This is a genomic window from Prosthecobacter sp. (assembly GCF_049294395.1).
Lineage (GTDB): Bacteria > Verrucomicrobiota > Verrucomicrobiia > Verrucomicrobiales > Verrucomicrobiaceae > Prosthecobacter.
The window spans coordinates 63592-74091 of sequence record NZ_JBAQCR010000382.1 but is presented as its reverse complement, the minus strand read 5'-3'; the positions used below and the strand labels follow the sequence as shown (position 1 = coordinate 74091).

The 10500-nt window shown below is 60.2% G+C and carries 10 protein-coding genes and 1 tRNA gene; 4 read left to right on the top strand and 7 right to left on the bottom strand.

Features of this window, described 5'->3' with window-relative positions:
- The 3 genes from WAW39_RS25715 to WAW39_RS25705 all read left to right on the top strand — a co-directional run.
- A partial coding sequence (locus WAW39_RS25715; RefSeq protein WP_422322018.1) for an SPFH domain-containing protein occupies window positions 1-1395 on the top strand: 1395 nt, incomplete at its 5' end.
- 119 nt (window positions 1396-1514) lie between these two features.
- The gene (locus WAW39_RS25710) at window positions 1515-1970 is read left to right on the top strand and encodes a hypothetical protein (RefSeq protein WP_422322017.1); all 456 of its coding nucleotides are present in this window, start codon (window positions 1515-1517) and stop codon (window positions 1968-1970) included.
- Between the two features lie 62 nt (window positions 1971-2032).
- A tRNA-Gly gene (locus WAW39_RS25705) sits at window positions 2033-2106 on the top strand.
- Between the two features lie 19 nt (window positions 2107-2125).
- Here WAW39_RS25705 and WAW39_RS25700 read toward each other — a convergent pair.
- The 6 genes from WAW39_RS25700 to WAW39_RS25675 form a co-directional block, all read right to left on the bottom strand.
- Window positions 2126-2278 carry a hypothetical protein gene (locus tag WAW39_RS25700; protein WP_422322016.1) on the bottom strand — a complete coding sequence of 51 codons (153 nt, stop codon included), beginning with the start codon at window positions 2276-2278 and terminating at the stop codon, window positions 2126-2128.
- 49 nt (window positions 2279-2327) lie between these two features.
- Window positions 2328-3854: a pyridoxal-phosphate dependent enzyme gene (locus WAW39_RS25695; RefSeq protein WP_422322015.1), complete on the bottom strand. Its 1527-nt coding sequence runs from the start codon at window positions 3852-3854 to the stop codon at window positions 2328-2330.
- A gap of 74 nt (window positions 3855-3928) precedes the next feature.
- On the bottom strand, window positions 3929-5629 hold the full coding sequence (locus tag WAW39_RS25690) for an FAD-dependent oxidoreductase (protein ID WP_422322014.1): 1701 nt from the start codon (window positions 5627-5629) through the stop codon (window positions 3929-3931).
- A 44-nt stretch (window positions 5630-5673) separates the two neighbouring features.
- Entirely contained in the window at window positions 5674-7302 is a 1629-nt protein-coding gene (locus WAW39_RS25685) for a hypothetical protein (RefSeq protein WP_422322013.1), read from the bottom strand.
- A gap of 22 nt (window positions 7303-7324) precedes the next feature.
- A complete protein-coding gene (locus WAW39_RS25680) occupies window positions 7325-7471 on the bottom strand; it encodes a hypothetical protein (RefSeq protein ID WP_422322012.1) in 147 nt (48 codons plus the stop codon).
- A complete protein-coding gene (locus tag WAW39_RS25675) occupies window positions 7461-8147 on the bottom strand; it encodes a hypothetical protein (RefSeq protein WP_422322011.1) in 687 nt (228 codons plus the stop codon). Before WAW39_RS25675 ends, WAW39_RS25680 begins: the two co-directional genes overlap by 11 nt.
- 161 nt (window positions 8148-8308) lie before the next feature.
- Here WAW39_RS25675 and WAW39_RS25670 point away from each other — a divergent pair, with 161 nt between their 5' ends.
- The gene (locus tag WAW39_RS25670) at window positions 8309-9217 is read left to right on the top strand and encodes an alpha/beta hydrolase fold domain-containing protein (protein ID WP_422322010.1); all 909 of its coding nucleotides are present in this window, start codon (window positions 8309-8311) and stop codon (window positions 9215-9217) included.
- Between the two features lie 201 nt (window positions 9218-9418).
- Here the strand turns inward: WAW39_RS25670 and WAW39_RS25665 are convergent, their stop codons facing one another.
- Complete coding sequence (locus WAW39_RS25665) at window positions 9419-10453, bottom strand: aldo/keto reductase (RefSeq protein WP_422322009.1); 1035 nt, start codon at window positions 10451-10453, stop codon at window positions 9419-9421.
- Window positions 10454-10500: the final 47 nt, after the last annotated feature.

Genomic DNA, 10500 nt, shown 5'->3' with positions numbered 1-10500 from the left:
GAAAAAGGCCGACAGCTGGGTGTCATCACCGCGGGTTCGTATCGCATCAATCCTGCGCTCTTCACCGTCATCACGTCCGAAAATGCCCAGCAGCACGGGCTTGAACCGCAGCTGCTGCGCATCCGCCACGTGGATCCCGATCTCGTCGGCATTGTCACGACGCTGGATGGCATGCCCATTGAGCAAACCGAAATCGCTGGAGCCATCGTAGCCGGCCACGACAACTTTCAGAATGCGCAGGCCTTCCTGAATGCCGGCGGCCATCGAGGCCTGCAAGAGCAGGTGCTTCTCAGCGGTCAGTGGAACATCAATCCGTGGTTCGCGCAGATCGAGCAGGTGCCCATGTTTGAGATTCCCATAGGCCACGTCGGTGTCGTGATCTCTTATGTCGGCAAGGCGCACCTCGACATCAGCGGACCCGAGTTCAAGCACGGCGACCTCGTGGACGTGGGCCACAAAGGTGTCTGGGGCAAACCGCTGCTCCCGGGCAAACATCCCGTAAACACACGCATCATGCGGGTGGAACTGGTGCCGACCACCAACATCGTGCTGAACTGGGCCACGCGCACGGAGGCGCACCACTTTGATGCGAAGCTCAGCAGCATCACCGTGCGCTCGCGTGACGGCTTCGCCTTCAACCTCGACGTCTCGCAGATCATCCACATTGGTGCGAACGAAGCCCCCAAAGTGATCAGCCGAGCGGGATCGCTGCAAAACCTCATCGACCACGTGCTGCAGCCCATCGTTGGCAACTACTTCCGCAACTCCGCACAGGACTACACCGTGCTGGACTTCCTGAGCGCCCGCAGCCAGCGCCAGGGCGAGGCCGCCAACCACATCGAAACCGCGCTGCGCGAATACGACGTGGAAGGGATCGATACGCTGATCGGCGACATCACGCCGCCCGAATCGCTGATGAAAACGCAGACGGACCGCAAGCTGGCGGAAGAGAGCCGCAAAACCTATGAGATGCAGGAAGCTGCCGAGAAGCAGCGCCAGCAGCTTGTGCGCCAGACGTCGCTGGCCGACATCCAAAACCAGGTGGTGAGCGCCGAGCAAGGGGTCAACATTGCCGAACTTCACGCCACGGCTGCCGTGAAGAAAAGCGAGGGGGAAGCCGCCTCCACCCGGCTGCGTGCCAGCGGTGAAGCGGAAGCCATCCGCGCCACGGGCCAGGCCAAGGCCGATGCCTATCAAGCAGGCGTGACCGCCCTTGGTTCCGATGTGTACGGCATGCTTCAGGCCTTCCAAATCATCGCCGACAAAAGCCTCCGCGTCGTTCCCGACGTGCTGGTGAACAGCGGGCCGAACAGCAGCGGCATCCTCGACGCGCTCATGGCCATGCTCACCAAGCAACGTGCATCCCTGCCCATCTCCACGCGTGAAACGGCTTGAGAGGCAGCAGCGGCGCCAGTTGGCGCTCTGAAAAAACAGCGGGCTGCGGATTCATTTCCGCGGCCCGTTTTGACGTTCCTGCGTTCGCTTTTAGTTTCAACTATGGTATGAGGAAGCGCATGAAAGCACTTCCGCACATTGCTCTGCTCGCCTGCTTCAGTGTTCTTTTTCTTGTCGGCTGCGACGCCAACTTGAACGCCATTCCCGGCCCGCCGTTTGCCTATGATGACTTTGGCACAGAGTCGATGGCCAGCGACCTGCTCGGCCCCAAGGGCAAGGACACCCAGGTGATTGCGCGGTTTGGCTCCCCGAGTTCAGCTCCTCCGGCCGGTGGCCCTGATGTGCGTTATGTGGGTGTGGGGCAGGCCATGAACCACCTGCGCCACAGTGTGCGCAAGCTGGACAAAACACCGGAAAATCAGGCGCTGTACCAGCGCCTCGCGACCACCTACCGCCGCTTGTACCGGATATATTCCTCGAAGCGAGACGCGTTTATGGCCGTCCCCTCCGCCAGTTATGGCCGAGGCGGCATGAACCGGGCGCTCATGATGCCCCCGATGCCGCCGACAATCTGAGCGGAGCGCATTTGACAATACCACCGCTGCCAGCCACAATCCTGCCCTGACTCCAGTGAGTCGCGGGTGTAGCTCAATGGTAGAGCAGGTGCTTCCCAAGCATCATACGTCAGTTCGATTCTGATCACCCGCTCCACCGAGCATCAAGGCGGCGCTTAAAAGAGAGTCATCAGAACCTCGCCGCATGATTTGCCCGCCGACGGTGAATCTGATTTTCGCCGGGGCGGCTGGAGTTTCGGAATGAAGAAGGCTTGCTGTGAAAATGAGCAGGCCAGTGGCGTGTGGCAGATGAAGGGGGTGGCGAACATGAGCGATTGCATACGAAGATAACTGATCATTCTCCACCGGGTCTGCAGGCTAGGCGGTCATGCGCGCGAGGACGGCGTCGTCCACCGGTTTGCAGGAGCGATAGCCTTCGCCATGCTCGGGGAGTTCGGTGAGGAAGGCGGCGCGGGCTTCGGCGGTTTGGAAATCGAGACCGATGAGAGCGCGGCCGATGCGTTCGCCGGACTGGCGATAGTTGAAGTAGCAGAGGCTGGCGCGATCGCGGATGAGGCGGGAGAGGAAGTCGTGGAGAGCACCGGAGCGCTCGTAGAAGTCGAGACGAAGGAAGACGGGATGGGTGAGGAGATCACCGCGCAAGGGGATGGCGCGGAAAGCGACATCCACGGCTCCGGTGAGGTCTTCCCAGGCATAACCGCCTGCGTCCAGTCGTGCGGGGAGTGCGGCCAGTTTTTCGGAGTTTTCCGATGTGACGGTGAAGACGGGCCAGGCTTCATCGGTGCGATGCAGGCCGTATTGAAAATCGGCGATGTTGAGGCCTTCGAAGCAGGAATCCAGAAGCGCCAGCATGGCGCCGGGGCGCTCGGGGATGCGCACGCGCAGGGCGCGTGAGGCGGTGCTGCTGGAGCCTTCGGACTGGGCGATGAGACCGAGCTGGAGGAAGTCGATGTTGGCACCGGTGATGACGATGAGGACTTTTTTGCCAGCGAGAGCTGCACGGTCTTTGAGCACTGCGGCGAGACCCATGGCACCGGATGGCTCTGAGACGCAGCGAAGGGTCTCCCAGAGCACGCGGATGGCGGCGCTGACTTCGGCATTGGTGATGGTGGCTACTCGGTCCAGAGACTGCTGGCAGATGCCGAAGGGGAGTGTGCCCGCTTTGCGCACGGCGGTGCCATCGCAGAAGATGTCGAGGTCGTGAAGTTCGACGGGTTTCTCTGCGGCGAGCGCGGCTTTCATGGAGGCCTGGCCCACGCCTTCCACACCAACGGCCTCCATGTTTGGCCAGTAGGTTTTGAGCCAGCAAGAAACGGCCGAGGCCATGCCACCGCCGCCGATTTGCAGGTAGGCTGCATCGAAGGGGCCGTGGCCGGAGAGAACCACTTCATCTGCCAGAGTCCCCTGCCCTGCCATGACTTTGATGTCATCGTAGGCGTGCACATAGGTGGCACCGCTGCTGCGTTCATCTTCACGTGCGGAGGTGACGGCTTCGTCATAGCTGTCGCCAGCGAGCATGATGCGGACGAATTCGCCGCCGTGGTGGAGCACGGCGTTTTGTTTCACCTTGGGTGTGGAACGCGGCATGTAGATGCGTGCGTGGATGCCGAGAGTTTTGGCGGCAAGGGCCACGCCCTGTGCGTGATTACCAGCGGAAGCGGTGACGACGCCTTTGGCGCGCTGCTCGGGGGTGAGCTCGGTCATGGCATTGCAGGCGCCGCGCCACTTGTAGCATTTCACGGGGGAGAGGTCCTCGCGCTTCACCCAGATTTCAGGGCCGGGCTCGGAGCCGGGGAGGATGAGACGCTCCATGGGCGTGGGCTGGCCGAAGCGGTAGACCCGCTCACGGGCAAACAAGATTTCCTGCCGTAAGCGGCGATCCAAAGGCAAATTTTCGCGTTCCATTCGTGACGGCATACATTCCCGCCCCGCATGCATCAGCAAGAGGTTTCACGATCTCAATGCGCGGCCTTTTTCTTGGAGACGGGATGCTTCCATTCCAAGATCTGTCCATCCTGCTCAAGGCGCGCTTTGAGCTTCGTGTACTCCACCTGCTGCACGGGAATTTTGTCATCGATGGCGATGCAGGCGGCGGTGGCGGCGCTCTGGCTGGTGCACATGAGGACGGGCTCCATGCGGATGCTGCTGAAGGCGGTATGGCTGGCACTAAGGGCGAATGTGACGAGGAGATTGTCGCACTCGCTCTGCTTTGGCACGATGGCCTCGTAGCTGATGCCGTAGGGTGGTGCGCCATCGCGGCCACCGGCGGTTTTGCCTTCGCGCGTGACGAAGCCGTCTTTCACGATGCGGCGGATCTCATGGGTGTCTGTGCCATAGCTGCCGAGGCTGATGGGCTTGGGTGCGTTTTGACGACCGAAGGTGTGGTGCTCGGTGAGCACGAGGTCGCTGACCATGCGGCGGGCTTCGCGTATGTAGATCTGGTGCGGCCAGCCGCCATTGTCGGTGAATTCGTCCTTGGGCAGGCCGAAGCGCTGCATGTCTTTGCGCACCTGCTCGGGGACGCGGGCATCGGTGGCGAGGAAATGCAAAAGACCGCGATGATAGTCTTCGTGCTGTTGAGCGATCTTCTCGCGCTGCGCGTAGGAGGCCTCCGGCCATGCGTGTGAGGCGCCGGGGAGATTGCCGCCGAAGGTCGCGGTGTTGAAGTCCCATTTGTCATTTGGAAGCGCATCATGCTTTGAGAACCAGCGGAGGTCCATGTCATCGCCATTGGCGAGGCAGGCTTCGATGAAGCGGACGATGATCTCGTAGCGCTTGGGATCGTAATCCGAGGGCGGGGTGACGGGGATCATGTTGGCCGGATTTGTCGTGAGGCAGAGACGGAAGCAGTAGGCCTGGACGCCGGGGGCGGGATCGCCTGGGGTGCCGGGTTCGCCGGATTGAATGAGGGGCAGCAGGCCGCTTTCGGGATCACCTTTCACGACGTAAGGATCGAGGGGGAAATCGCGATCCCACACGCCCTGGCCGCCTTTGAGACGACCGCTTTCTCCGGGCTGGGCGTAGCTGGCGTGGGGCAGGAATTTATCGGCGTAGTGGATGCCGTTGTAGGTTTCGCCGTACTTTGCATTGCCCTCGCGCATGAGGGTGTAGCTCACGCCGGCCTTCGCCATGAGGTCGCCTTCATAGGTGGCGTCGATGAACACTTTGGCGCGAAAGACAGTGCCGTCTTCGGTGACGAACTCGGTGATGTGTGGGCCGTCTTTTTTGACTAATGAAAGGCGTGCTTTGAAATGCACTTTTACTCCTGCATCGCGCGCCATGTCGTTGAAGACTTGCTCGGCTTTGTGGGGTTCGATGGCATAGGCGCCGCCGGTGGCGGGACCGCCGGCTTTGCTTTCAAAGGCTTTGTCCCAGGTGAGTGTGACGCCTGCGGTGGCGGCGAGCTTGGTGAAGTATTCGCGGGCGATGCCTCCGACGGATCGAGGATCTCCGATGTCCACGGCGCTGAGGCCTCCGCTGGTCATGCCGCCCAGATGACGGCCCGGCTCTGCAATGACCACTGTCTTGCCCATGCGTGCGGCCTGCACTGCGGCAGCGACGCCACCGCTGGTGCCACCGTAAACGCAGAGATCGGACTCCACCACGGCGGCGGCGGCAAGAGATGAGGAGAGAGCACAGACGAGCAGGAAAGACTTCATGGGTTGAATCAAAGCAGACGCGGCAGGATTGCCCGCCTTGCTGGTCAAGATGGCTGACCAGTGGCGAGATCGACAAAGATCACCGAGACCGATTCACCTTTGCGCAGCGTGACCTCAAGGCTGTTTTTGCCTTCGCGCAGGAGTTTGGCGGGGATGAGCCATGCACGCAGTTCGTCTGGTTTGCCGAGCAGTGATGGATAAGGTACGGGGAAAGGCTCGGAGACGTCGGCGGTCACGGTAAGAGGCTCGCCATTGAAGGTGGCGGACCATTCGCTGCTGCCGAGGGACTTGTCTGATTGAATGCGGACGCGTGCATCTTGTTTCCAGCCGCCGGCGGGCGGGGTGAGATCGAAGTTGAACTTGGCGGGTTTTCCCGGCTCGATTTTGCGTGGAACGGGGAGCGGCTTCATGCCGGGGGCGCGCCAGCCTTGGGCGATGAACCAGTGCTGCGGCTCTTGCGCGAGCGTCTGCGGATCGCGCAAAGCTTTGAGGGCTTCGAACGGTGGCTCGCCAAAGACGCCACGGCCTTCGCCCTGACCGTGCTGGCGATAGTAGGCGAAATTGAAGAGGCTGATGCCATCTGCACCACGCGAATAGGCGAGGTGCGCGGAGGTGTGGAGGTGCTCGCGGGTGGCGCGGCGGAAGGGAAAGACATCGTAGCCTTTTAAGACCTTGTCTCCTTTCCAGAGAGTGTGGCAGAGTTCGAAGTAGAGTGTGGCTCCGTGTGTCCGCTCTCGGATCGCGGCCAGATCGTGCTGCTGGGTGGTGAAGTAATGCTCGGAGGCGTTCACCATGTCGAGTCCGGCAGCGACGAGGGATTTTAGATCGAGGCCGAGTGCATCTAATGCTGGAAGATGGCAGGGCACGCGGGCACAGAGCCAGCGATGCTTGCCATTGCGGGTGGTTTGATCGAGCAACTGGCGAACCTCGCGTACGAAGCTGGTCATGATAGCGCGGCGCTGTTCAAGAGGTGTTTCTTCGAGGCGGAAGTAACCGTAGAAGCGGAGAAAATCGAGCTCCAGGCCGTCGATGTCGTAGTTTTCACAGAGCTCGCGAATGAGCGCGAATTTCTGTGCGCGCACCTCGGGCACGGCCCAGTTTTGGATGAGGTCGGCTCCGCGCAGGGAGCCGGGCTTGAGGCGGAATTCGGGATGCTCAACGTAATGTTTTGTGACGCTCATACCGATGCTGCCTCCAGGTTTGTCACCGGGTTTGGGATCGCTGAACTCTTTGTGATGGGCGTCGTTCATACGGAGGGAGATGAAGGCCGCCTGCTGGCGCTGGTGGCAGCGGTCGATGAAGACCTGAACGACATCTCCGCCGTCCAGCACAAACTGACCGAAAGGATCGGGCTTCTGGCCGTAGCGCTGTTTGATCCAGGCGTAATGCTCTGTGAGTGGCAGCACCTTGCTGGGCCACATGGGCACCATGCCAAGGCCGGGCTGAAGGAGGTGCGCGTCCACGAGGCCTGCCACTTCATCCACCGTGGCTTCGAGCATCTCTTTTCGAAAGGGTTCCCGCTCCTTGTGAAACGGGCTAATGCAGGAGGTGATGTTGGTGGTGTCGTTGCTGTAGAGAATTCGTGGTGCGGTGCGTGATGAGTCCGCGGCAGGGAGCCGGGAAGCTGCGGAGAGCAGGCCTGCGGTGTGAATGAACTGCCGACGGGTGATCATGTGGATGGTGCTTTGGGTTTAGTCATCTTAACCCTTTTGGTCCCTCATGCAGTTGCTTTGCCATGGCGGACAACGTGGCCGTGTGCGTGGCATCTTTGGCGAGGTTGTGATTTTCCTGTGCGTCGGCGTCTTCGTCGTAGAGTTCGGTGCCGACGACTTCATTCTTCATGTTGGTCCATTCGGTGTAGCGCCAGTGGTCGGTGCGTATGGAGCGACCCATGAACTTGCCTTTGCCGGGACGCAGATACTGGCTGAAGGAAGCACTGGTCCATGCTTCGATGGGGGTGCCCGCCCACGGCGGAGGTCAGGATGCCGACGGGGTGCTTGAGTTCGGCCTGGAGATCGCGTGCGAAGAAATACCCCATGGCTGAAAAATCCCCCACGGTCTCCGGCGAACAGACACGCCATGAGCCTGCGCGATCCTGGGCCGATTCATCGGCGGGGACGGGAAGCTGGTAAATTTCGAAGGGAACATCATGCACAAAGACGCGAATCTCGGGGTGCTTTGCGGCGGTGATTTCGGCATCTACGTTGTCCACGAGGCCGTGCATCTTGTCCTTGATGCGCATCTCCATGTTTGACTGGCCGGAGGCGAGCCAGACGACGCCGACGAGGACATCTTGGATGATGATCTTGTTTGTGCCGGAGATCGTGAGTGTTTGCGCTTGATCGCTGGCCTGGAGTTTGTCGAGTTTGATCTGCCATTTGCCGTCTGCACCGGCTTGGGTGGATTTGGTCTGTCCGGCAACCTCCACCTTCACTACTTCACTTGCGTCAGCCCAGCCCCAGATGGCTGCCGGAGCATTTGCCTGAAGCGCCATGTGGTCTGAGATGACCGCAGGCATTTTTAGGCGCAGGAGGCGGACAGAAGCAAAACGAGGGCTGGTTTCATGGTCGCATGATGACGCACTGCCCGAACCGATGTTTCTGGTAAAAAGAGCTAACCATTGGGAAATTGATCGGGCCTGCCAGCATCGGCAACTATGCGGCGTATGATGAATTCTCCATGAAGACCGCTTTCAAATTTCTCTCTCTCGTTCTGCTGCTTGGCTACCTCCCCCTTCACGCTGAAACCAAAGCTCCGGCAGTGATCATACCGGCGCATACGCGCACGGACGATGTGGTCTATGGACGCAAATTCGGCGTGGCGCTGACGCTGGATGTCATCACGCCGGAGAAGCCGAACGGTTTTGGCATCGTGTACATGGTCAGTGGCGGCTGGGTGTCGGGGTACTCGCCGAACACGCCGCCTTTCTATGCTCCATTTCTTGAGCGCGGTTACACGGTGTTTTCGGTGCGGCATGGCTGTCAGCCGAAATTCATCATCCCTGAGATCACGCAGGACATTCACCGGGCGGTGAGATTCATCCGGCACAATGCGGCCAGATGGAAGGTGAACCCTGACAAACTGGGCATCAGCGGTGGCAGCGCGGGCGGGCACCTCTCGCTCACCATGGCCGTGCATGGTGGCCCGGGGGATCCAAAGGCGAAGGATGCGGTGGATCGCGAAAGCAGCGCCATCCAGGCCGTTGCATGTCTGTATCCGCCGACGGATTTTCTCAACTATGGCAAGCCGGGCGAAGACGCCGTGGGTGTGGGGACGCTGAAAAATTACAAAGGGGCGTTTGGCGCAGAGTCCGACACGCCGGAAGGACGCCAGCGCCTGGGCAAAGAGGTCTCGCCGATCTATTTCATTAACGCGCAGCTGCCGCCGGTTTTCATCATTCATGGCGATCAGGATTTCCTGGTGCCGCTGCAACAATCCGAGAGCTTCGTGGCCAAAGCGAAGGAGGCCGGAGCGACAGCACAGCTGGTAGTCAAACCTGGAGCCGCGCATGGTTGGGCGGATCGTCAGCCTGACTACACAGCGTTTGCGGAGTGGTTTGATGCGCAGCTGCGTGGCATCAAAAAGTGAGCGGCAGGTGGTTCGCAAGGGGAAAGCAGCTATTCACTCTGTAGGAGGATACATTGATGCTGCGATGCTAGAAGGTCGTGCGGAGGCATGGGGGCTCGCGGAGTGCTGCGGACTGGAAGTCCGCGCTCCACGATCTCTTTCTGCCTCGGTCACGAAATTCAGTGATGCTTGCCTTTAACCGAGTGCCATTCGTGACAGGTGCTACTTGGTTGGGAAGGGGTTCCGCTCTTCGAAACCGCTCTGGTGCCAGTAGGGGTAGATCTTTGGCTTTTCGCTGGCGGCATCGAGCTTGGCCACCTGCTCGGCGGTGAGGTTCCAGCCGACGGCACCGAGGTTTTGGCGGAGCTGCTCTTCGTTGCGGGCACCGATGATGAGGGTGGATACGGTGGGGCGCTGGAGGAGCCAATTGAGTGCAACTTGTGGGACGGTCTTGCCGGTTTCGGCGGCCACTTCGTCCAAGGCATCGACGACTTTGTAGAGATATTCGTCGTCCACCTGCGGACCCATGGAGGAGCTGAGCTTGTGATTGAGGCGGCTCGTTTCAGGGCGTGGCTGATTGCGGCGGAGCTTGCCGGTGAGGCGGCCCCAGCCGAGGGGGCTCCAGACGACGGCACCGACTTTTTGATCCACGCCGAGAGGCATGAGCTCCCATTCGTATTCGCGGCCGACAAGGGAGTAGTAGGTCTGATTGGCGACGTATTTGGTGAGGCCAAACTTGTCGGCATGGGCCAGTGATTTCATGAGGTGCCAGCCGGAGAAATTGGACACGCCGATGTAGCGAATTTTACCGGCTCGCACGAGATCGTCCAAGGTGCCGACAACTTCTTCCACGGGTGTCATGGCATCGAAGCCGTGGAGCTGGTACAGATCTATGTAATCGGTGCCGAGGCGCTTGAGGCTGTTTTCCACGGAACGGATGAGATGCCAGCGGGAGGAGCCGACGTTGTTTGGACCCTCGCCAAAGCGGAAGGTGCCCTTGGTGGAGATGAGGACTTGATCGCGACGGCCTTTGATGGCTTGACCGAGAATTTCTTCGGCGAGACCGTTTGAGTAGATGTCTGCCGAGTCAAACATGTTGAGCCCGTTTTCGAGGCAGATGTCGATGAGGCGTGAGGCTTCGGCGACATCGGATGCGCCCCATTCTTTGAAGAATTCTGTGCCGCCGCCGAAGGTGCCGGTGCCGAGGGTGAGTGCGGGGACTTTGAAACCGGAGCCGCCGAGTTGTCTGTATTCCATAGGAGGTGTGAGTTGAGGTTTGAGTTTGAGTTGGTGAAATTCGGAGA

Coding starts and splice junctions, on each gene's coding strand:
- WAW39_RS25710 (WP_422322017.1), top strand. CDS start 1,515: ATGAAAGCACTTCCGCACATTGCTCTGCTCGCCTGCTTCAGTGTTCTT.
- WAW39_RS25700 (WP_422322016.1), bottom strand. CDS start 2,278: ATGTTCGCCACCCCCTTCATCTGCCACACGCCACTGGCCTGCTCATTT.
- WAW39_RS25690 (WP_422322014.1), bottom strand. CDS start 5,629: ATGAAGTCTTTCCTGCTCGTCTGTGCTCTCTCCTCATCTCTTGCCGCC.
- WAW39_RS25685 (WP_422322013.1), bottom strand. CDS start 7,302: ATGATCACCCGTCGGCAGTTCATTCACACCGCAGGCCTGCTCTCCGCA.
- WAW39_RS25680 (WP_422322012.1), bottom strand. CDS start 7,471: ATGAAGAATGAAGTCGTCGGCACCGAACTCTACGACGAAGACGCCGAC.
- WAW39_RS25675 (WP_422322011.1), bottom strand. CDS start 8,147: ATGCCTGCGGTCATCTCAGACCACATGGCGCTTCAGGCAAATGCTCCG.
- WAW39_RS25670 (WP_422322010.1), top strand. CDS start 8,309: ATGAAGACCGCTTTCAAATTTCTCTCTCTCGTTCTGCTGCTTGGCTAC.
- WAW39_RS25665 (WP_422322009.1), bottom strand. CDS start 10,453: ATGGAATACAGACAACTCGGCGGCTCCGGTTTCAAAGTCCCCGCACTC.